Genomic DNA, 22,270 nt, shown 5'->3' with positions numbered 1-22,270 from the left:
GAATTATCTGACGCCAGCGGAGTTTGCAGCAGGCTGGCGAAATGGAAAAAACGAAGATAAACAAACCGATATTACTAACTGATTATTGTGGTTAATACTGGGGGCAGGTCACCACGGCGAGGGCACTCATTGTTGTTTTCATTATTTTTTCCTTATTTTTGTTGAAGCAATAAAGGCTCACATGCGTGTCAGACATCCTGACTTATCAAACTCAGGCAGAATCTTTGCGGCATTGCTGAAGGTGAAGGTGGCTGAGGGCAGCCCGGTCGCCGTTATATGGATACGATGGGATTTTCTGGCAGCATCCCAGAAGGCTTCGAAGTTACTGCCACCGGCATCAGAAAACGTGTCGTTAATCAGGAACGTATCGCCGCTGTCGACCTGTGCCTGAACGCTGCGCCCATCATCATTGCCGCTGGTGAGCGTTTTGCCATCAGGCGCGGAGTACTGCACGAACGCATTGTCATCCGGTGAACAGGTCAGCAGCAGTTCAGCGCCATCTTTCCCCTGTATGCGGTATTCCGTGACACCCTGAACCCAGGTTCTGGTCCACTGGTTTACAGTTGCATCAGCCTGTGTGGAGGCTAGAAGAATCAGTAAAAGTGTTATTTTTTTCATGGTTTTCCTTCTGTTGCAGTATCAGCCAGTACTTTTCGCAAGTACTGAAAGTGGGGTAAAGAACGAATAAAATGTGGATCGGTGGTCAGCGCATCAATTTGCCGCCTGCGCAGAAATTGCCTTTTCGTCAGACAGACATCTGCGATGCTTTCTAGTCGGAAGACATAAGCCTGCTGCTGGTATTCGCCCAGCAGATACCAGCTGTTTTCGAAATAAATCAGACGATAGGGGGCGAACCAGCGGTACTGTTCTGTATCCACGGTCAAGTCCAGTAAAGTACGGTCGAGGATCGCCTGTGTAATGCGCCAGAAACCACCAAAGGGTGTCGGTTTACGCCCTGGAGGCGAAAGCCAGACGATATAGGGCGACGGGATGCTACTGTCGGTCAGCACCGCTATCAGCTTGTTATCCATTGCCGGAAACAACTGCTCTATGCTGGTGGCACGGGCAAAGTGAAGGATCGCTCTGTTGGTGTGAATGCCGGAAAGAGGCTGGGTCAGTGACCAGTTTCCCTGTCGGTATGTCAGTTCCAGACAACTCAGACGCTCTCGAAAGTCTCGACGAAGGGTACGTTCAGAGATCTGAAACTCCAGAGACAACGCCTGTACCGATAATTGTTCCCCCATCAGCAGGCGACTGATGATGATCGCCAGCCGTGATGCCATGCGATCGTGTTGTTTTTCTTCCGCAGACATAGTGAAGGATTTCCGTTTGGTTACTGTGAGTGGTGCAGATACTTTTGACGTAGACAGGCGACCAGCAGGCAGGCCGGAACCGTGACACGTCGGGCTGGGCCTGCCATATCAACAACCAGCCAGCCAGTGCTCAGAGCCATACCAACCGGTCCCGCCAGGACGGCGATGGAGCGGCTCAGTGTCAGATAGGCCACCATCGGCAGAGAACGCCCAAGTACCACTCGTGCCAGCGTACTGAGCATCACTACTGATAGGCGATAGGCTGCAAAGCCCGAGGCCCGGACGGCAGTCCGTATGGCCATTAAAATCAGCGGTGCTGTCGGTACGGTCAGCTCAGTGCCCATACTGTCAGCAAACTCCTGCAACTCTTCGGCTGACATCTCACTGAGACTTTTTTCAAGTAACGCCAGCAGCAGGGAAAGCTCAATGGCCTCGGTTGTTTCCTCCTTCCGGTATTTCACACTCGTATGCTCACAGACATCGCATAACACCTCCCGGTACAACACGCCTTTTCCACCCCTGAACACACTGGCAATACTGCTGGCACCAAAGGTCTGGATTTCAGCGGCAATCTCCTGCCAGTAATTACGGTGCGCCGGGTAAAAACGTTTGTAGTTGTCGCTGCCGGACAGCGTTTCCGTCCAGCGCAGGGTTTTATCCCGTGGGTCATGGGTAATGAGGCTGACCAGTAAATCCAGGTCCTCATTCTCGCAACCCCCCAGGAATCGCAGGTCAGTATCTTCGCGATAAACGGCCATGTCCCCTCCATTAAGGTCTGTATCGTCAGGACAAAAACGATAACAAACCCGACTGCAAGGACGTGGCCGAAGCATCAGAAAAATCAGTGGGTTACTCTAAGAGAGCCGGACAGGTGATGTCCGAAAATGAAATACGGAAGATTATGCTGTGTAGGGTGGACTTGGTGGTGAAAGAAACAGACGAATGGCGAGTTGCCCAATCAGGCGGGTCACCAGCCAGGCAGCACCGCCGTTTATTACCCCGCCCACTAACGGAACCAGCAGACCTTCTTTCGGTAACAGGCCTCCGCCTTTCATCAGCAACTCACTGCGCACCGCAGTCAGCAACGCGCCTTCCGCTTCCGGTAGGGTTAATGCCTGGTTCATCAGGCGAGTGAGAATGCCACTGGCAATATCCGCACAGACATCACCGGCAACCGCCCCCCAGCATAGTAACCGTACTCGCGGATCAGCAGTGGAATGCCCGCCAGTAACCGCCACGGCTACACACAGGCGCATCTGAATAAACAGCGAAGAACAGACATCAGCAGTCACTGCCAGCGGCACTAGTGCACCACCAGTAAGGCTACAGACAAAACCCGAGCCACAAGCTTTAAGAGATTCACAGGCCACTAGGGATTCTGCGGCTTTAAATGCGCTCTCAGAAGAAGCCAAGTAGTTCTCTGCCAGCTCGTTTGCTGAGTCAGTAATAGCGGTGCCTTCAACGGCTAGGCCGTACATCTCATCAAACAGTTGACGTAGTATATTGATATCCAGATAACCTCCTTAACGACAACCTCTGTTGGTTGTCGTTAAGGTGATATGTGTCTGTATTTTTCTTATTTGAGTTTTTTTACTATATGTTTGGTAATTAACTGAATATTAGTCTTATCTATAAAATTCCGATAAGGCAGGAGAGAGCGTGATCCTGCCGGGCTTCACTGCAGACGACATCTCACAGCCAACGCTAGCTTCTCCAGACAGAGCTGTTCGGTGAAGCAACCATGAGTGAACCAGCTAGGTTCTCACGGATGAACCAAGTTTTCCCAAACTGAAATAGGATAATCTTTTCCTGTTCGACTAGTACGGAGAGTAACTCATCTACTCTTTCCTTGTTTCTTAGGCGGTTTGGCCCTAATTGTAAAATACGGTTTTTTCTAAACATATACCTATATGACTTACGGCATTCATTTTGTATCCATGCAAAAAGCTCATTTAAATCCCTTTCAAAGGACTGATATTCATCAGGATGAACAAAAAGATCTGTGTATTGGTTACCGTACCAGTTGATGATGGCGATTGCAGCGTCAACAACTTCGGTAGATATATTGTTATCAAAACCACAAAAGTGATGGAGTAACGCGGCAACACGGGCCACGTTTTCCGCAACTTTAGATGCATAATCTCTGACGCTGACCAGATTACCGTCGCTACCTATCCTGCTCTCTATGTCATTATGAAATTCAATCCATAGATTTTCAGCTTCCGGAGAAAATGTCAGACCTTTGCGACTTTGCCCGTTATGGGCAAGACTTTCAGTAGCTATGTCCATCAGGCGGCGATGGAATACTGGCAGATATTCCCGTGAGATAACCGGTGATTCGATCAGACGGGTTCCCTGTGTAGATGTCGGTAAACAAATCAGGCTGCGGGCAAAGAAACCCACACCCTTAGCCTGTTCTCCCCGCCGTTCCAGATAGGCGGTGAACATCTCCGGTTGAACCATCAGCGACAGCGTCATTCGGGCATCGTGGATGGTGGCCTCGGGCTCATTTTTTCGATCAACGGTAAAGTTTCCGCCGTCCCACATTTTATTGATAAAAGGCAGATCGTTCAGAGTGTGGCCGTTGAATATCGTTCCTGCCTCGTCCGACATAATACCCACCGATTTCCAGCGTTCTTTACACAGAAATTCTTTAATTGCGGCTGGAGTTGCGTCATTGAATGTCATTTTGTATTTTTCAGGGGGCTCTGGGAGCGATTTATGCGCGTCTTTGAGTGCTTTTTTTATCTCCAGTGTGTCTTCTTTACGCCTAACTTGTGCCCTCAACTCAGTATTCAGGGCTTTGATCTCTGTTTTTACCGCATTTAGCTCTATCAAATAGTCACTATATTTTTCCAAATAATCTTCGTTCAGCTGTTCTTCAAAACGTCTCAATGGCTCCATCAACAGATTATCGACAGTGGTTTTACGCTCGCCAGAGCCTGCCAGCGTCAGCAGAAAAAGAGAGACTGGCCCGCGAATATTTCCCGGACGGATGACGTCAATCTGACTTTGGCAAACAAGGGAAATAGCGCCTAAAACGGATGCACCAATCAGAGGTATAGGTGCCTTTGTTATCTGGTGTACTTCATAAATTGTGTTTCTAATAACTGGAGGAAGCTGATCAACAGGAAAATTATCATGCTTTTGCATTGTGTGGTTTCCATAGAGAAAAAAATAAAAGAAAGTTATCCTTATCAGTTGTGATGCCATATGGCATCACAACTGATACAGGGATATAGATCAGCCATCAAACCTGCGGGCAGCATTCCTCCAGCCATTTATCGATTTCAGATTCCATCCAGCCAACAGACTGCGTTCCCAGGCGGCGTTGTTTAGGGAATGTTGCGTCATAGCGTGGCGACTTCGGATTTAGCCAGTCATAGATTGTTGAGCGGCTAATTCCAATTTTTTTTACAAGTGCGCTGATGCGCAGAATTTTTACCGATGGGGCAATACAGGTCATTACGTCACCTCATTGTTTTCAATGATTAATATTTTGTTTTCTTACCTAACACCGGTGTTTTTTGTGTACGGAGGGGATTGTAATGAAGTTCTTTAGTGTCTAAAATTTCAAGTTATGAGCTCCTTTTTTTGACACTAAAAATGCCAGCGACGACACCTATCCAAAAAGCAGCTTTTGATGTGATCGATACCCTTCACTTCACTCAGGTTGTGATGAGTGAGGTATGTAAAGATCCCATTGCAGAGTGGTATCCCCGCATTATCCTTAAAATCAACAATATGCTGCGAGAAGTCGGAATGACGGGAAAGCAGGCTGCGATAGCTAAGCACTATCTGCTGGGGGCACTGGAAATTTATCTATCTGTAGATGGCAAACTTTCTTCAGCCATTGCTGAGTATTCTGAACAGTCCGATACAAATACGCTTTTTGAAGAAGGGACTATTTATGACAAGAGTACTCAAACGGCGAGTAATTTTAGTCTTACAATGTTATACGCTGCTGCGGAGAACAATGGTGTGCAGGGTGAGTTCATTGATAGATCTGTTGAAGAGTTGGTAAATGATCAAGATCTAAAATTATCAGCAACACCCTATCTCATTAGATATCGTCTTGTCGAATGCTGCTATGCATTGGAATATACAGAGGCCCCTCTTGCGTTTTATCGGGAGCTGGTAAGTCTTGGTATTATTTCATGTGGGAAATATTCTCTAAATATTGACACATATGCGGAAAAAAATGATTCAGGGGTGTCGTTGTTGTTTCTCAGAGCATGTTTGCTTTTCGAGTTTAAGATGCTTCAACGAGCGGTAGCGGTAATATTATCGCTAAAAAACAACAATACGATTACGTTACCATCTCCTGACCCAAGAATGTCTGCCTTAGAGCAAAAGCATATTTCTGATTACTATAAAAGGTTTGTTGATGATTGGTTTATGGGGGAGGGGAGGCGATCTTTTGTGAGTTTTCAATGCAAAGGCGATATTAATATTAGGGATGTGGAGGTTTTTCTTGAGAATATGAATAAATATTATCTTCATAAACGTATGTTTAGCGGAACCCAAGGAAGTTGGCTGGGAACTCTGGGGGCATTTGATATTGTATGCGAACATGATGAGGAACCTGAGATGGCCATTTATTATGAGGAAGATAATAGTCGGACTATTTCAGAAAAAATAAGATTGAAGTATTTTGGGTATGGTTTTAGTGTATCAGCTCGGAGCATTTATCTCCGATATAAATCTATAAAAAAAGAACGTTACTCTCAAATTAAATATTATTGCTTTCTTTTGTTGAATCAAAAGTTCATTACTCCGTGGTATCTTGATAATAATAACTATTACAATATGGCTCTGAGTTTCGATAGTACGAAAATTAATAAAAATGAACATTAATGAAATAGTTTATATAATGCTGCGGTTTATTCCTCATTCATTCAATGATCATGTGTCTAGTTAGTTCAGTATTTATTCTCTAATTAAACTGTTAATATTGCCATCATACTGAACAATTAGGTAAAGTCAGTTTCTGTTTTAGGACCTTTAGATAGTTTGCTTAGTCCAAAGGCCATAAGTTTGCATTCCATAATTTGTCTATATTTTTTTAAGTGTAATATTAAAAAAATATACTTTGACTATAGCTCATCAAGATATGTTTTTAATTTATCTTCTTTGATATTTAAATTAGTTTCAAGAACTTTAATCTCTCCTTGTCCAGTTCCTCTGGTTTTTTTACCATATCGATGATTAAATCATAAGGAATTGGAAATCTGGGGATTTCTTTTCTGTCTTTTGATTCAATGTCTCTTAATGTTTTCTCAAGTTGAATATCTTTAATATGATGTAAATATTCTTTTGTAGTTGCCATTAATTCATCGGTCAGCTGACGGTTAGATATTCTTTCATGCTTGAGAATAACAGAGCATACATCATCATATCTAGGTGGGAATGTTACAATAATAGCACCGTCATGATACTTTGCGTAATTTAAATTAATTCTATACCGCTGGGCTACTTGTAATTTAAAATATTCATAAGTTATTCGGCTGAGTGTCACTGGTTTAGGATTTTGATTGGTGTGGAAATGTTTAAAGTAGCGTTTTAAATAAAATGTAAAGGAAGTGAAAATATCAGTTGAAAAGTATTTTAATGTGTCTTTTACATAATAAATGTAATGCTCGTTAGGATATGATTCACATAAAAAATTTTTCCTTTCGTCATCATTAAAATGAAGTGAATACGATTCACCTAAATTTTCCGAGAAATAATGAAGGAAGTTAGAATATAAAACTGGTAGGTTTTGATGAGAAAGGCTTATAATTCCAAATAAGTTCCCAATATCTTCTAAATTAGTGGCGCTTCGAAAATTATTTTTCTTTTCATGGCTTTCATAAAAATACTCAGAAAAAAGTTCTCTGCGCGTAGGTGAGGTTGCAAGCATATCTAAGTATTTTGCTGGGAAACTAAGATCATGATAGTCTAAAGTAAGGCTAATTAGAATGTGATGTATTCTTTTTTTTACCCACATATCAATCAATGGAGATGTGAACATATTAGATACTAAAGTAGATGCAGTTTCAGAATAAAAATTTGTACTGTATTTTTGATCGAAAAAAAACAAAATATAAATACTTTCAAAAATATTCTGGTTTAAGCATATTGAATTATAAAAGACAACCGATGATTGAATATTTGGGTAATAGTGCTCATAAGCATGCTGGGTTATCTTATCATGGTACTTACATATTGCTTCATCATTAACATACTTATAAATTTCTTCTATATCGTTGGTAGTACAATTATCAACATAATCTTTTAGTATCTGGATTCTTTTGGATTCCCAACTTCTTGAAGTTAAATTAGAATTGTTTCTATCTAAAAAAACATTGGGAGTGCGTGTTGGCAAGTCTAAAAAACGGGACAGTGAGGAAAATAAACCAATAGTCGCTAAGTTAAGTTGTTCAGTAGTGTCTATTAATGATGACTCGGAAACAACATGACCAATATTATCAAAAAAAGAAAAAGGTTTCCCATTATTACCTGTATTCGGTTGAGACCATGTTGGGTAAAATGAATTGATCTCTCCGTTGCGATATAAAACTGAAATCCTCATACATTCCAGAGGCACTTCTACCTTATAATAGCATATTAGTTCACCATCACGACATTCAAGTTGACTAATATTAGATAATGCTTCATCAAGTATATCTATAATACTATTTTCATCTATGTGTTTAGGGAAGATAGTTTTCCATAAATAACCTGACTTATAATTATTTTCTGGATACAAGGTCATCTTTGCTGCTTTGGAAGTAAAGACCGATTCAGGTAATTTTAAAAGTATTGTTCCATTTTGGAGTTCCCGTTCATAATACCATTCGCTATCTTTATTGAAATCAAAAAATGAGACCTTTTTCAATCCAGGTCTTCGCAATAAGAAATTGCGCCATCCCGTATAAGAATGTAACCCACCTGTTATAACTTTCTCCGCAATTCTTTTACCGTTTATTTGAAAGACCTTGTCTGTAATGTCACCATTAAGTACATGGTCTAAACAATTTTTGGATAAGTTTAAAACTAAATCAGCGTTGATTTGATATTGTCGAAGTATCATATGAGGATCTCTGTAGTATTCACTTAGCAATTATTTTTAAATAAGGCACTTAAAAAGTGCCTCTAATTAATTAGTAAAGATACATTAGCTGTTTAGGTCCAGGATGAGTAGGATTCCACTCTTTATCTGAACTATCTCCTGTATAATGATAACCTGTCGTAGAAAAAATAATCTGGAGTTCATACTTAATAGATAATGACTTTAATTTTAGCATGAAGCTATTAAGATCATGGTTATCTATATCGTGTTGTTTAGGAGTATCTAAGACCAGTAATTTTAATCGACAACTATTTCTTCTCAGCAAAAGCTCAATAAGTGCTGCATGATATGCTAAAACAGCCCTAATCCGAGTGCTCCCGCTTAATTGAGTAATTTTTTCGTTCCCTAGTTCTGGAATAAAATCATCAGAAAATTTTATATCTTTGCTTATGTTCAATGTATTCAAACAGTCTAGCCATTCTATAAACAAATCTTTTAACTCAATTCTTGATCTAAGTATTTCTAAAGGAATATTGTTAGCGCTCTTCAAGCTTGCTATTGTTTCGATAACTACATCCCTATCACTTTGCAATGAAATTATTTTGCTTTCCAGTTGTGATAGTTTGTCTAGATCTTTTATTTTTGATTGAATTTCAAATACTTTATCTTTTATTATAGATATTGACTCTATAAGAGAATTTACATCATTGTTTTCATCATTGTTAGCATTGACCTTTATAAGTTCTTGCAAAGAATTGTCTAATCTAGCTCTATTAATATTTAACTGCGTTAAGCGTGACTCATCAAGAGTTTTATTCCTCTCTAAATCCTTTATTTGATCTTTAAGATAGAGTAAGTTCTTTGCATAATGTTCAGAGCTCGACGAGAATAATCTGCAATTTCCAGATCCACAAATTTCGTCAAAAGATAAAAATATTCTTTTGGCGCTCTCATTTAATGATAATGTTTCAATCTCAACATTAATATCTGAAATTATTTTTTCAAATGCACTGTGTCTTTTTACTATTTCTAAAATTTGTTGATCAATATCAAATATATCATTTTGTATGTTTCTTTTTACGTTTCTATAAACGAAATCAGCTTGGCTAACATTATCCTTGCTTGTTTTAATTCTTTCAAATTCTGTTGTGAGAAATTTGAGCTCATGCTCAAGTTCTTTTCGTGATTTTGTTGTTATTTCTGTAGATTCAGTTTTGATTTCTTTGTAAATGCTAGTTGTGTTATTTATTAACTCATCAAGGATGGAGAGCTTTTGTTTCTCTATCTTTAACGTTTTTTGCTGATAGGGGGAGTTTTTGGGCGGTACACCTAGCGCATACCTGACCATTTCAACATATTGATCTTTAATAAAATTATTTTTAGCACTGTATATCTTATTATATCCATCATCTTGCCCAAGGTAAAATAATGGGAGAAAAGTGGATATATATGGTTGTGTTAATTCCTTATTATTTGTTACTAAATTTAGATGTGGAAGGCCTAATAGCTCAAACATATATTCACTATGAGTACGTTCATCATAGAATGTTTGAGTACTGCCTAGTGGTTCAGTGATTTCTAAATGAAATTGACTATGATCGTAGTAACGTTTGAATTGATATTCAAGGTTATTTATCTCGACTTTTAGAATTGAGTGACTACATCTTTCATAAATATCATTCCTAAATAATTCAGGATAACCAAGACAATAAGTTATGGATTTAATTAGTGGAGTCTTACCACTTCCATTAGGTCCATATAACAAAGTAACATGCTCACCTAACATATAATCATTAGAAGAAAGGCCATTGTTACCTTTAGAATAAATCTTTATGCTCTTAAATTTCACATTAACTCCAGATCTAGTTGTCGTGAAACACGAATATTCCTATAGGATCTCGCAATTAATTTTAAATTATATTCTAGATTATGATCCCACTTAAAAGCTCTATCCACTACTTTTTTACCAAGATCAGTGATAGTAACTTTTTCTTTTCTGTTATTAATTATTATTAGATTCGCTTTCTCTAAGAAACTAATTGCTTTGACTGTTCGTATTCTTAGGTTTGCTGACCAACCAATATGCTGATCAGAAGCTTTGAATCCAATAAAGCATTTTTCAATACACTCACCAACTAACTGACCTAATTCAGAAACATTAGGTTTACTTCTGTCTTTTGCTAGAACTAATATAATGATACTAATTAAAGGTAATTGGAATAATGCTTCGTTGTCCAGTGAGCTATCTCTAGATTCACTATTTTTAAAAGGAATTATCAGGCCTTTTCCATTGCCCTCTTGCAAGAACGTATCGAAGTTCATACACCATCCTTAACTATTTCTGAGAAAATAGCTCCAAATAATATATCATGAGTTAGGTTGTAAATTATTTTCTCTGTTTCTAATTCACTATACAGTTCTTTTATTGGCTGATGAAGTGAACCCAATGTTATTCCGTGTGGGTTTTTCATCTTAGCAGAAATTAGTACTTTTCTAGTTTTTGATACAATAGCTCTTAAATCTAATTCGGATATAGAATGACGATTATTTCTATACCAAAGATCCCAATCAGTTTTACATTTTGAACAGTACGTTACATCATCTAAATTTCCACCTGCATTTATTAATGTTCTTTGTATTATAGATGCGGATTTTACGGCTTTAGGATCTTCACCTCTTACTATTTCTTTATATGCATCTTCAGAAATACTTAGAAGAGGGAGCAGATCATCAATTGATACACTGGCCGATTTTTCTATATTTTCTTCAGTAAATGGTTTAATTACACCTTCTGATTTCGATGAAATAAGATCAAGTAATTTAATTGTAATATCATCTAACTCAATGTGAGTTAAATCAATCTCGCTATATTCATATAGTTTTTCTCGAACTATGGGCAAAAATAATGAAGTATCAGTTTTTAAAAATGGTACGTCATTTTCGAATCTTATTTTTGATAATCGTGATTTTATTTCATCCTCTTTAAAAGTGGAGCAGATATCAGAAATGATCTTAAATTTTTCAACAAGAATTTTTGTGTATTTATTGCTAAATTTTCCTGATTTAATATCAGCTAAAACATCATCGATATTGTCGTCATTATGAATGTTAGTTTGAAATACTACGAACTCACAATTTTTGTCGAAATTTATCGTATGAAGTAGCATTTTGCCAATAAAACTGTCCCGAATAAGGGATTCATCAGGTTTTTTACGGGAAGAGTAAATTCCAAAAACCTCTAATAAGCTCCAGTTTTTATTGAGCTTGGCTCGTGTTTTTACTTGGTAAAAAACGTAGGTGTTACCATTTACGTTTTTTTTCCTTACAACGATATCATCGTGCAAGTCACAATAAACACGATCTATGGCTTTGCCCGAGAGAATTTGGAGACACGCTACTGCGGCTGATCTGACTTGAACACGATAACGCCCAAATGAGTCTCGTCCGTCTTGTTCTCTGGGGACTACTGTATGTAAAACCATGTCTTTTTGCAAGCCTCCAGCTTCAAATTCTAAAAGTTACCTCTAAAAAGCGTAAAGTGGATCTTAACTTGTTGAAAAAAATGATTTAATGAAAAAAATGAATAATTTTCATCTTATCCTTTAACTTTAAACATGAAAAGCATAAAAGGAATAATCTCATTTAATGATTGTATTGTGTTGAATTAAAAGGATTTAATGTGGTGTGGTTATAAGTAAAAATACTGATCAATGAGATTTATAGTTACTAACATTTGAAAAAAATCTATTAAATCATTGCCTTATCTTTAGATGTATACCTGCTCGTCAAGCGGGGTTTCCTTCAGAGTAATCTCTAAGCAGGTTTACGTTAGTTCATATCAACTGACTAGCTGGAGCCTTTTAATTTCACTCTTCCACATTAGACCATTATCAGCTGTCCTTATAAAATCAGCCCACCACTGCATCATTGGACGTCGCTGCTCCAGGTAATCACTGCGGTTATAGGCACGACGGACCTCATTCTTATCCACATGGGCCAAAGCTGCCTCAATAACATCAGGCGGAAAGCCCTGCTCGTTGAGGGCCGTACTGGCAATAGATCGTAGCCCGTGTGAAACTAGCACTCCACCAAAACCTGCACGTTTTAGTGATGCGTTAACGGTTTGGCTATTCATGGGCTGGTTGGGCTTGATACGGCTAGGGAATATAAATTCTCGGTTGCCGCTTAACGGCTTCATCATTTCCAGAACAGCTAATGCCTCATCTGACAATGGAACAGTATGTTCGCGGTTCATTTTCATGCGTGCTGCAGGAATCTTCCACTCTCGTGCTTCTATGTCTATCTCTTCCCAGCGAGCTTCAGCCGCTTCGGCAGGGCGGGTAATAGTAAGAAGTTGCCACATGAACAGGCAGCGTGTGGAAAGGCTAATGCTGGCTGTTCGCATTGTCTGCATCAGTTGAGGTAGCTGATCCGGTCGAATGCTGGGCATGTTCTTTTTCTGAGGCTTCTCAAAGGCCTTGCCAATGTTGACACTGGGTACCGCATCAATCAGCCCTGTGTTTTGGGCATAGATCATGACCTCATTAATGCGTTGGCACAGGCGACGAACGGTTTCCAGTGCTCCTCTGGCCTGAACTGGTTGAACGGCCCGAACCAGTGTGTGAGCTTTAATATCTGTAACGCTAACGTCGCCAATTGCAGGAAAGACATCTCTTTCAAGAGAGCGCCAGATATCGTCGGCATAGTCCGCTGTCACGCTGGCTTTCTTCACATTCCACCATCGTTCAGCCACGAGTTGGAAAGTATTGGTTTTGGCTTCAAGCGAACTGCGAAGTTGTTCTTGCTGATGTTCCTGTGGATCGATTTGTTTCGCCAAGAGAGAGTGTGACTCTGCCCGGTAGTTTCTGGCATCGGCAAGCGTAACTGACGGGTAGGAGCCTATGCTCTTCTTCGCACGTTTCTTGGTGACAGGGCGAATGTAGCGAAACTGCCAGATTTTACTCCCACTGGATTTGATGAGTAGCTCAAGGCCATCGCCATCATAGAGAACGTAGTCCGCTTCTCTGGGTTTAGCAGATTCGATTTCCTTAACGGATAGAGGTTTGGTTTGTCTTGCCATTGCCGGGTTTCCATAGTTTTAGGCACCTCAAAAACAATATAGCTTTATGAGGTGCCTAACAAGGTGCCTAAAAGGTTCGGATTTAATTAGTTGGCATCAGACTTCGCGGGACAAATTCAAGGCACAAAAAAGCCCGCAGGGCTTGCGCCGTGCGGGCTCTTAGGACTTCATCGGATGACTCTGGTAATCACCGATGGAGAATTTTGGTGGAGCTGGCGGGAGTTGAACCCGCGTCCGAAATTCCTACATCCTCGGTACTACATGCTTAGTCCAGTCTTTACATTCGCTTGCCAGCTGCGGACGGACACGCCACTAACAAACTAGCCTGATTAGTTTTAACGCTTCAACCCCAGGCAGGGCATCCGCGCGATCTCTTTTGGGTTTGACCTCTCTTGATCCCCGTCCTAAGAGCGGAGGCTAGGGAGAGAGGGCTTCAAAGCAGGTTATTAAGCTGCTAAAGCGTAGTTTTCGTCGTTTGCGACTATTTTTTGCGGCTTTTTACGAGGCCAACCGCCCCTCGGCATGCACCTTGGGTTTCGCAAATCCCGTCGAATCCAGAATCAGCCCCAAAAGTGTGAAATGAGTATAACACTTTTATGATGCAGCACACCAGTCCATATCGTGGCTGCATTTCATTGGGTGATGTTTACATGGCGTGTGAAGAGGAATAACCAGAACGAGGGTGCGTGGGAAATGATGCCCTCTCCCGGCGTGAGAGGGCGGAACAGGGCGCTATCAGCGTCCTGCGTTTTTCATGATACGTGCTTTATCGAGCTGCCATTCACGCTCCTTCAGATCGGAGCGTTTATCGTGCTGTTTCTTACCTTTCGCTACGCCGATTTTTACTTTGCACCAGGCATTTTTCCAGTACAGCGACAGCGCTACCACGGTGTAACCTTCGCGGTTGATGCGTCCGTAGAGTGAATCGAGCTCGCGTTGGTTAAGCAACAGTTTGCGTGTGCGGGTCGGATCGCAAACATAGTGGCTGGACGCCACGGTCAGCGGTGTAAAGTTGGCGCCAAACAGAAAGGCTTCGCCGTCTTTCAGAATAACGTAGCTATCGCCAATGTTTGCTTTACCGGCGCGCAAGGATTTTACTTCCCAGCCCTGCAATGCCAGCCCGGCTTCAAATTCCTCTTCGATGAAGTATTCATGGCGGGCGCGCTTGTTGAGCGCGATGGTTGCTGAACCTGGTTTATATGCTTTTTTCTTCGTCATAATGTCGTGAAGCCATCCGGTAATCTGATATCTGAAACTGACCTCATTGCGTCCTGTGAGGTTTAACGCGTTATCTTAGCATGAGTTCCGGCGTAGCGTTTTCCTTTCATCCTGGGGAGATGTTATTATTTGTCGATTGTGTGAACGTGGAAGAACCGAATGCCTCAGATTAGCCGGACTGCGCTGGTTCCTTATAGCGCAGAACAAATGTATCAGTTAGTGAATGATGTAAAGTCCTACCCGCAGTTTCTGCCAGGCTGTACAGGCAGCCGGGTGCTGGAGTCCGGGCCGTCGGTGATGACCGCTGCCGTGGATGTTTCCAAAGCCGGGATCAGCAAGACTTTTACCACACGCAATACGCTGGAAACTAACCAGAGCATTTTGATGCACCTGGTGGATGGCCCGTTCAAATCGTTGATCGGTGGCTGGAAATTTACACCGCTTAGTACCGACGCCTGTCGTATTGAGTTCCAGCTCGATTTCGAGTTTACCAACAAGCTGATCGAACTGGCATTTGGCCGCATCTTTAAAGAGCTGGCGGCAAATATGGTGCAGGCCTTTACCCTTCGGGCGAAAGAGGTTTACCGTGTCGGGTAAGATTGCCGTCGAAGTTGCCTATGCTTTACCAGAAAAGCAGTATCTGCAACGGGTGACGTTGGACGATGGCGCAACCGTTGAACAAGCGATTGTGGCTTCGGGTTTGCTGGATCTTCGTGACGATATCGATCTGAACGTTAATAAAGTCGGTATTTACAGCAGACCGGCTAAATTACAGGATGTGCTGCGCGATGGTGATCGCGTGGAGATCTACCGCCCGCTGATTGCTGACCCAAAAGAATTGCGTCGCCAGCGTGCGGAAAAATCCGCCAGTGCGAAAAAGTAATTTTGTTTATTTCGCCGCTGTGCTGGTTTTTAACAATGCGTTAAGGCGTGAGGTGGCGTTGTTCCATGGCGAGACAGTATTAAACTGGATCATTCGACCTCGCGTCCATTTTCCATACCACTGCTGCTGATAGAGCGCTTCGTCGCTGTAGCTTTCAACCAGCATTACCAGAGCGTGATAGCACTGCTCCAGCTTTGCGCGCAGTGTTAACCAGTCGGTGATATCCGCGTAATCGCTGTAGTACTTTTGCGCCAGTTTGCCGAGCTCATTCCATTTGAATCCCGCTGCCGGAAAATCGATTTGCTTTCCTGACGCTTCCTGTTGATGCCAGTAGATCACCTGTTCTCCCCAACCCAGTAAGTAACTAACAAGGTTTGCGGCGCTCATTGTGGTGCCGGATGCATGCCCTTCCAGAAGAGGGGTAAATGCGATATCCACAGGAATGCGATCGAGTTTTTTCTGCAAAGTAAGCCAGGATTTCTCCATTGAAGCCAGCAGTTCATCTTTGCTTTGCGGTACAGCCATTGTTTCCTCCCTGAAAACAAAAAAGGTGCCCTTCGGCACCTTTTTGTGGTTATGGCTTACTGTTTGGTCAGCGCGGGTTTGTTATCCAGGTTGGTTAATACACCATTGCTGTTAAACGTCAGTGTCAGTGTCTGCTGGGTTACATCTTCATGTCCCGGTTGTTGGCGGAACACGTAGAACCAGGTGTTGCTACCAAACGGGTCTGTCATCATCGGCGTACCCAATGCATAAGCAACCTGCTGTTGCGTCATACCCACGTGGATTTTTGCAACGTCGTTAGGTGTCAGGTAGTTCCCCTGATTGATATCAGGGCGGTAAACCACGCGTTCTACAGTAGAGCAACCAGCGGTCAACGTCAGGAGAACCGCTGCGGCAGCAGTCAGCATTTTACAGCGCATAGTGATTTGATTCCTTTTCGGGCCCGAACAATACGTGGCTCATATGTAATATGCCGATGATAATAGACCTTTAGCCAGTTTAAAACCTTTGTGGCGGAGTCTGTTGTCGTTTTTGTCGGGAACTCTGACCCTGAGAATTCAAAAAAGTTTACGCTGCCAGCAGCTCTTTTGCATTCGCCAGCGCATTCCTTGTCACTTCGCTGCCGCCCAGCAGGCGGGCCAGCTCCTGTAAACGGGCACGTTTATCCAGCAGCTGCATATGCGTTTCGGTCATTGCGCCGTCGGTCACTTTACTGACATAGAAGTGATGATGCCCGCAGCCTGCTACCTGTGGCAGGTGAGTCACACACATTACCTGGGTTGATTCCCCTAACTGACGCAACAGTTTGCCGACCACAGCGGCGGTCGGACCGCTAATACCCACATCCACTTCATCGAAAATGAGTGCCGGGGTTTCCATTTTCCGTGCGGTAATCACCTGGATTGCCAGTGCAATGCGCGACAGTTCACCGCCAGAGGCGACTTTGGCGATAGATTGCAACGGTTGCCCAGGGTTAGTGGTGACACGAAACTCAATGCGATCGGCACCTTCAGCAGTCAGTGAACGATCATCAAAGGCGACATCAATATCAAACACACCGTGAGGCATAGAAAGCGCGTGCATGCTATCAGTGATCAACTGACTCAACTCCTGCGCATATTTCACGCGTTGGTCGTGCAGAAGCCGGGCGCTCTCCAGTGCCAGTTGATGATGCTGGCTGACGGCCAGCGTCAATGTTTCTTGTGAATCCGCCTGATCGTCCAGCAACTGCTGTTCATTAATCAGTGATTGGTGGAGCTGCGGCAGCTCTTCCGGGCTGATATGGTGTTTGCGGGCAAGTGTGATCTGCCGGGCGATGCGCTGTTCCAGTTCGTAGAGGCGATTCGGATCGAGATCCAGGCGGTCGCAGTAGTGGCGTAGCTCATCGCTGGCTTCGCTAATCTGGATGGCGGCTTCTTCCAGCATATCCAGCACGCCGGAAAGGCGCGTGTCCATGCCCGCCAGCTCCGTCAGTAACTGGCGAGCGGCATAGAGTTGACTTTGCAGGTTAACGTCTTCGCCATCCGCCAGTACATTCAGTGCGTGCTGGCTGGTAGAGAGCAGTTGTCCACTGTTCGCCAGCCGTTTGTATTCTTCGTCGATTTGCTCAAACTCGCCCGGTTGCGGGTTAAATTCATTCAGTTCTTTTAGTTGATAGTGCAACAGCTCTGCACGGGCTGCACGCTCCTGGCTCTGCTGCTGGTGCTGCGCCAGTTCACGGCAGCTCTGATGCCAGGCGCGATAGTTCTCCGACATTTGCAAAGTGAGCGCATACTCACCCGCGTAGCCATCGAGCAGCGTTTTTTGGTGTTCGGGTTTGATCAGCAACTGATGCGCGTGCTGCCCGTGGATTTGGATGAGGAGCTGGCCCAGTTCGCGTAACTGAGAAAGGGGGACCGCCGTACCGTTGATAAAACCGCGGGAACGCCCGTCACTGCTGATGACGCGGCGAAGTAAACACTCACGCCCGTCTTCGAGTTGGTTCTCTTCCAGCCAGCGTTGAGCCGCCGGGGTATCTTTCAACGCAAAGCGAGCGCACAGATCAGCGCGGGGCGCACCTGCGCGCACCATGTCAGCGTCGGCGCGGCCACCCAGGCACAGGCCGAGTGCGTCAATGGCAATGGATTTACCCGCCCCGGTTTCGCCGGTAATAGCCGTCATCCCGCTGTGAAAATCGATCTCAAGCTCACGAACGATAGCAAAATTACTGATGGTCAGTTGTGCCAACATGGTTGCTTTCCTGTATGAAAAACCATAACTGTGTTTTCGTACAGTATAAACTGGTTTTATATACAGTAAAGTGTTGTGTGATGATTTTCAGAACAATTTTTTCGACCAACCGAGTTTTGAGCTTAGCGTATTGAAATAGCTGTAATCTTTAGGGTGAATTAAGTTTAAATGATAGTCGCAGCGGCGGATTAACACATCTTCGCCTTCCTGAATGGGTAGGGCGATTTGGCTGTCGCAACTGACTTCCAGGTCGCTGCGCCGATGCGAGAAACGCAGGCGAATGGTGCTGCTGCTGTTGATAACCAGCGGGCGTGCCGACAGCGTATGCGGGAACATCGGTACCAGTGTGATGGCGTCCAGCGACGGCGTCAGAATCGGCCCACCTGCAGAAAGCGAATAGGCGGTGGAGCCAGTTGGCGTCGAGATAATCAGCCCGTCGGAACGCTGAGAAAACGCAAAAACTTCGTCAATATAGACTTCGAATTCTATCATATGGGCCACTTTGCCCGGGTGCAGCACCACTTCATTAATGGCGGTGCTGATGCGTTTTTGGCACTCCTGCTGACAGACTTGCACTTCCAGCAAAAAGCGTTTTTCAGCGATATAATGCCCTTCCAGCACATCGGCAAGCTGCTGTTGGGCGTTATCCGGGTCGAGGTCGGTGAGAAAACCGAGATTGCCGCGGTTAATGCCGATAACATTGATATCATAGCGGGCGAGGGTGCGCGCCGCGCCAAGCATATTACCGTCGCCACCGACCACCACCGCCAGATCGCCATACTGACCAATTTCCGCCAGCGTGCCGGTTCGCACATTTTTGAGCTGCAGTTCCTGGGCAATCTGCTGTTCAACAATGACATCGTAGCCTTTTGCGCTGAGCCAGCGATAAAGCATTTCATGTGTGGTCAGTGCGGTAGGGTGCCGTGGGTGCCCGACAATACCAATACACTTGAAATGGTGAGTCATGTTCTGCGGTCCTTGTGGCGAATGAATGATGACAATCTGTCACGTTCCCTTGAATCCCGGAAACTGATCCCCATAATAAGCCAGGTTAGCGAGATGAATGCAAAAAAACGCGGAGAAATTCATGAGTAGTAAAGAACAGAAAACGCCTGACGGGCAAGCCCCGGAAGAAATTATCATGGAACAGCACGATGATGTTGAGGCCGTTGTTGAGTCTGACGATTCTGCTGAGCAGGTGGATCCGCGCGATGAGAAAATTGCGAATCTTGAAACGCAATTAGCTGAAGCGCAAAACCGTGAGCGCGAAGCCGTTTTACGCATCAAAGCGGAAATGGAAAACCTGCGCCGCCGTACCGAACAGGACGTTGAGAAAGCGCATAAGTTCGCGCTGGAAAAATTCATCAACGAACTGCTGCCGGTCGTCGACAGCCTGGATCGCGCGTTGGAAGTGGCGGACAAAAACAACGCTGATATGGCACCGATGGTTGAAGGTATCGAATTGACGCTGAAGTCCATGCTGGATGTGGTGAAAAAATTCGGTGTGGAAGTGATTGCTGATACCAACGTTCCGCTGGATCCGAACGTGCATCAGGCCATTGCGATGGTCGAGTCTGATGAGATTGAAGCCGGTAAAGTGCTGGGCGTGATGCAAAAAGGGTATACCCTGAACGGCCGCACCATCCGTGCTGCGATGGTCACCGTAGCAAAAGCGAAGGCGTAAGCTTCCCTGAGCAGAAACCCTCTCTTTCGGAGAGGGTTTTTTTCATCCGCCTTATTCGGTTACGCTTTCTCGCAGGGCTTTTACCGGGATCACTTTCACCTGTTTGATCATATTGTCCTGTACGTCGAGAATATCGATGTCGTACTGCTCAATACGCACGCGCGTACCGATGGCGGGGATCTCTTCCAGCGCTTCCAGCAGCATGCCATTTATGGTGCGGGCTTCTTCTTCTGGTAGTCGCCAGTTAAAGGCTTTGTTCAGTTCGCGCACGCTGGCACCGCCTTCGATAATCACCGAACCGTCATTCTGCGGCGTGGCTTCGTCTGCGAGCGCCGGTGACATAGAGGTGGTGAAGTCCCCAACAATTTCTTCGAGAATATCTTCTACCGTGATTAGCCCCTGAATATCACCATATTCGTCGACCACCAGGCCGACTTTCTTTTTATTGCGCTGGAATTTCACCAGTTGCACGCTGAGCGGTGTGCCTTCCGGTACGTAGTAGATTTCGTCGGCAGCGCGGAGCATCACCTCTTTGGTGAACTCTTTTTTCTCGGTCATCAGGCGATAGGCTTCGCGCACGCGCAGCATACTGATTGCATCGTCCAGCGAGTCGCGATACAGCACAATACGACCGTGTGGCGAGTGCGTGAGCTGGCGAACAATGGATTTCCAGTCATCGTTAATATCGATGCCGACGATATCGTTGCGTGGCACCATAATGTCGTTAACGCTGACCTTTTCCAGATCGAGCACCGACAGCAGCATATCCTGATTGCGACGGGAGATTTGCGAACGCGATTCGTTGACGATGGTGCGCAGTTCGTCTTTGCTGAGCGCGCCGCTGACCACCACATCGGCTTTGATCCCCACCATGCGCATTAAGATGCGGGTAACGCCGTTGAGCAGCCAGACCAGCGGCAGCATGATCACCTGTAACGGCGCCAGCAGAAAACTGCTGGGGAAGGCGACCTTTTCCGGGTAAAGGGCGGCAATGGTTTTGGGCAGCACCTCGGCAAACACCAGCACCACGAAAGTCAGTACCCCGGTGGCGATAGCAACGCCGGCGTTGCCGTACAAACGCATGCCGACAATGGTGCCAATAGCCGAAGCGAGAATATTGACGAGGTTGTTGCCGATCAGCACCAGGCTTATCAGGCGATCCGGTTTGCGGAGCAGCTTTTCTACGCGACGGGCGGCCCGGTTACCCTGCTTTGCCAGATGGCGCAGGCGATAGCGGTTGAGCGTCATCATCCCGGTTTCAGAACCGGAAAAATACGCCGAAACCACGACCATAATGATCAGCGTGATGATCAATGTCGTGGTGGAGATGTGTTCCAGGGGGAACTCCTTTGTTTTAGCTCAGAAACTCTTGCAGGACGCGGCTGCCGAAATAGGCCAGCGTTAAGATCCCCGCGCCCGCGACATTGAACCAGACGACCCGACGACCGCGCCAGCCTTCATGGTAGTGGCCCCACAGCAAAACGATATAGACAAACCAGGCGATGATAGAGAGCACCGCTTTGTCGATATTGTCCATGCTGAACAGGTTTTTCATAAAGAATAGCCCGGTACACAATGTCAGAGTCAGCAATACCACACCGACCTGAGTGATGTGGAACATCTTGCGCTCGATCACCATCAGCGGTGGCATTTCACTGCTAAACGCCAGCCGTTTGTTCTTAAGCTGATAATCAATCCACGCCAATTGTAGGGCATACATGGCCGCAATAATTAAGGTGGCATAGGCGAAAAGGGATAACCCAATATGCACCATCATGCCAGGCGTCGCTTCCAGATGGGTGATGTATTCGTTAGGGACGAAAATAGCGAAAGCGAGGTTGATCAATGCAAAGGTGTAAACGATGGGCAACAGTAACCAGCCGCGATTTTTAGACGCCACAATGGTCATGACGGTGCAGATCATCAGACTGACCAGCGAGCCTACGTTTAATAAGCTGAGGTTTTGCCCACCGTCATCGGGGAAAATGCGTTCTTTCAGCCCAAAACCGTGGAAAATCAGGGCAATCACTGCTGAAAGAATGGCCATTCTGCGCCAGCCGCTGTTTTTTTGCAGCAGGCCAGGAACGATCAGCGCAATGCTGATGGAATAGGCAACAAGAGCGATCAGAGCGAAAACGGGCATATGGGTGTCGGCAGTTGACTGAAGAAGAAAGAAAAACAGTATAGCGTCACGGGACGTTGGCTCCAACAGTTGCATCACATACAGGAGCGGGACGTTCATGTTATACTGCGGAAAATTTTTGTAATGCGTCGCCCTGGCGGCCAATCGTATCACCTCAGGCGA

General features: G+C 44.6%; 22 protein-coding genes and 1 other RNA gene. 4 read left to right on the top strand and 19 right to left on the bottom strand.

The features are described from left to right. Positions 1 to 177: 177 nt before the first annotated feature. From ABGA49_RS15610 to ABGA49_RS15585, 6 genes are all read right to left on the bottom strand, one after another. The gene (locus ABGA49_RS15610) at positions 178 to 618 is read right to left on the bottom strand and encodes a hypothetical protein (RefSeq protein WP_347665786.1); all 441 of its coding nucleotides are present in this window, start codon (positions 616 to 618) and stop codon (positions 178 to 180) included. Beyond that, positions 615 to 1,313 (bottom strand): WYL domain-containing protein, encoded by a 699-nt coding sequence (locus ABGA49_RS15605; protein WP_347665785.1) that lies wholly within the window; start codon positions 1,311 to 1,313, stop codon positions 615 to 617. Before ABGA49_RS15605 ends, ABGA49_RS15610 begins: the two co-directional genes overlap by 4 nt. A 20-nt stretch (positions 1,314 to 1,333) precedes the next feature. Continuing rightward, positions 1,334 to 2,071, bottom strand: coding sequence for a DUF3944 domain-containing protein (locus ABGA49_RS15600; protein ID WP_015386424.1), 738 nt, complete (start codon positions 2,069 to 2,071; stop codon positions 1,334 to 1,336). Between the two features lie 141 nt (positions 2,072 to 2,212). Then, on the bottom strand, positions 2,213 to 2,791 hold the full coding sequence (locus tag ABGA49_RS15595; RefSeq protein WP_347665784.1) for a hypothetical protein: 579 nt from the start codon (positions 2,789 to 2,791) through the stop codon (positions 2,213 to 2,215). 226 nt (positions 2,792 to 3,017) lie between these two features. Beyond that, a complete protein-coding gene (locus tag ABGA49_RS15590; RefSeq protein WP_112900092.1) occupies positions 3,018 to 4,466 on the bottom strand; it encodes a YfjI family protein in 1,449 nt (482 codons plus the stop codon). Between the two features lie 97 nt (positions 4,467 to 4,563). Next, on the bottom strand, positions 4,564 to 4,779 hold the full coding sequence (locus ABGA49_RS15585) for an AlpA family phage regulatory protein (protein ID WP_112900093.1): 216 nt from the start codon (positions 4,777 to 4,779) through the stop codon (positions 4,564 to 4,566). A gap of 95 nt (positions 4,780 to 4,874) precedes the next feature. Here ABGA49_RS15585 and ABGA49_RS15580 point away from each other — a divergent pair, with 95 nt between their 5' ends. Then, a complete protein-coding gene (locus tag ABGA49_RS15580) occupies positions 4,875 to 6,170 on the top strand; it encodes a hypothetical protein (protein ID WP_347665783.1) in 1,296 nt (431 codons plus the stop codon). Positions 6,171 to 6,453: 283 nt separating this feature from the next. On the opposite strand, the gene ABGA49_RS15575 is transcribed toward ABGA49_RS15580, so the two are convergent. From ABGA49_RS15575 to smpB, 7 genes are all read right to left on the bottom strand, one after another. Then, complete coding sequence (locus tag ABGA49_RS15575) at positions 6,454 to 8,388, bottom strand: hypothetical protein (protein ID WP_193138269.1); 1,935 nt, start codon at positions 8,386 to 8,388, stop codon at positions 6,454 to 6,456. Positions 8,389 to 8,458: 70 nt separating this feature from the next. Next, positions 8,459 to 10,216, bottom strand: a complete 1,758-nt coding sequence (locus ABGA49_RS15570) for an AAA family ATPase (RefSeq protein ID WP_347665782.1) — start codon at positions 10,214 to 10,216, stop codon at positions 8,459 to 8,461. Continuing rightward, on the bottom strand, positions 10,213 to 10,689 hold the full coding sequence (locus tag ABGA49_RS15565) for a hypothetical protein (protein WP_112900096.1): 477 nt from the start codon (positions 10,687 to 10,689) through the stop codon (positions 10,213 to 10,215). Before ABGA49_RS15565 ends, ABGA49_RS15570 begins: the two co-directional genes overlap by 4 nt. Further along, positions 10,686 to 11,849, bottom strand: coding sequence for a dsDNA nuclease domain-containing protein (locus ABGA49_RS15560; RefSeq protein WP_112900097.1), 1,164 nt, complete (start codon positions 11,847 to 11,849; stop codon positions 10,686 to 10,688). The genes ABGA49_RS15565 and ABGA49_RS15560 overlap by 4 nt, the downstream gene beginning before the upstream one ends. Positions 11,850 to 12,205: 356 nt before the next feature. Then, on the bottom strand, positions 12,206 to 13,447 hold the full coding sequence (locus ABGA49_RS15555) for an integrase domain-containing protein (protein WP_347665781.1): 1,242 nt from the start codon (positions 13,445 to 13,447) through the stop codon (positions 12,206 to 12,208). Between the two features lie 204 nt (positions 13,448 to 13,651). Beyond that, positions 13,652 to 14,015: a transfer-messenger RNA gene (ssrA, locus tag ABGA49_RS15550) on the bottom strand. Positions 14,016 to 14,182: 167 nt separating this feature from the next. Continuing rightward, positions 14,183 to 14,665 carry an SsrA-binding protein SmpB gene (gene smpB, locus ABGA49_RS15545; RefSeq protein ID WP_061493575.1) on the bottom strand — a complete coding sequence of 161 codons (483 nt, stop codon included), beginning with the start codon at positions 14,663 to 14,665 and terminating at the stop codon, positions 14,183 to 14,185. 159 nt (positions 14,666 to 14,824) lie between these two features. On the opposite strand from smpB, the gene ABGA49_RS15540 reads away from it, so the two are divergent. Beyond that, complete coding sequence (locus ABGA49_RS15540) at positions 14,825 to 15,262, top strand: type II toxin-antitoxin system RatA family toxin (RefSeq protein ID WP_061493576.1); 438 nt, start codon at positions 14,825 to 14,827, stop codon at positions 15,260 to 15,262. After that, positions 15,252 to 15,548, top strand: a complete 297-nt coding sequence (locus tag ABGA49_RS15535; RefSeq protein ID WP_347665780.1) for an RnfH family protein — start codon at positions 15,252 to 15,254, stop codon at positions 15,546 to 15,548. Before ABGA49_RS15540 ends, ABGA49_RS15535 begins: the two co-directional genes overlap by 11 nt. Before the next feature lie 6 nt (positions 15,549 to 15,554). On the opposite strand, the gene ABGA49_RS15530 is transcribed toward ABGA49_RS15535, so the two are convergent. From ABGA49_RS15530 to nadK, 4 genes are all read right to left on the bottom strand, one after another. After that, positions 15,555 to 16,073, bottom strand: coding sequence for a ClbS/DfsB family four-helix bundle protein (locus ABGA49_RS15530; RefSeq protein ID WP_088236669.1), 519 nt, complete (start codon positions 16,071 to 16,073; stop codon positions 15,555 to 15,557). A 56-nt stretch (positions 16,074 to 16,129) separates the two neighbouring features. Then, complete coding sequence (gene bamE / locus ABGA49_RS15525; RefSeq protein WP_347665779.1) at positions 16,130 to 16,471, bottom strand: outer membrane protein assembly factor BamE; 342 nt, start codon at positions 16,469 to 16,471, stop codon at positions 16,130 to 16,132. 148 nt (positions 16,472 to 16,619) lie between these two features. After that, positions 16,620 to 18,281, bottom strand: a complete 1,662-nt coding sequence (gene recN, locus ABGA49_RS15520) for a DNA repair protein RecN (protein WP_347665778.1) — start codon at positions 18,279 to 18,281, stop codon at positions 16,620 to 16,622. An 87-nt stretch (positions 18,282 to 18,368) separates the two neighbouring features. After that, the gene (gene nadK / locus ABGA49_RS15515) at positions 18,369 to 19,247 is read right to left on the bottom strand and encodes an NAD(+) kinase (protein ID WP_061493581.1); all 879 of its coding nucleotides are present in this window, start codon (positions 19,245 to 19,247) and stop codon (positions 18,369 to 18,371) included. 121 nt (positions 19,248 to 19,368) lie between these two features. Here nadK and grpE point away from each other — a divergent pair, with 121 nt between their 5' ends. Then, positions 19,369 to 19,965, top strand: coding sequence for a nucleotide exchange factor GrpE (gene grpE, locus ABGA49_RS15510; protein ID WP_347665777.1), 597 nt, complete (start codon positions 19,369 to 19,371; stop codon positions 19,963 to 19,965). Between the two features lie 51 nt (positions 19,966 to 20,016). Here grpE and ABGA49_RS15505 read toward each other — a convergent pair whose 3' ends face one another. Continuing rightward, a complete protein-coding gene (locus tag ABGA49_RS15505; RefSeq protein WP_347665787.1) occupies positions 20,017 to 21,303 on the bottom strand; it encodes an HlyC/CorC family transporter in 1,287 nt (428 codons plus the stop codon). A gap of 16 nt (positions 21,304 to 21,319) precedes the next feature. Beyond that, positions 21,320 to 22,108, bottom strand: coding sequence for an inner membrane protein YpjD (locus ABGA49_RS15500; protein WP_061499811.1), 789 nt, complete (start codon positions 22,106 to 22,108; stop codon positions 21,320 to 21,322). Between the last annotated feature and the right edge of the window lie 162 nt (positions 22,109 to 22,270).

The organism is Kosakonia sp. WA-90 (assembly GCF_039871955.1).
Taxonomy (GTDB): Bacteria; Pseudomonadota; Gammaproteobacteria; order Enterobacterales; family Enterobacteriaceae; genus Kosakonia; species Kosakonia oryzendophytica.
This window is presented reverse-complemented; position numbering and strand designations above follow the sequence as displayed.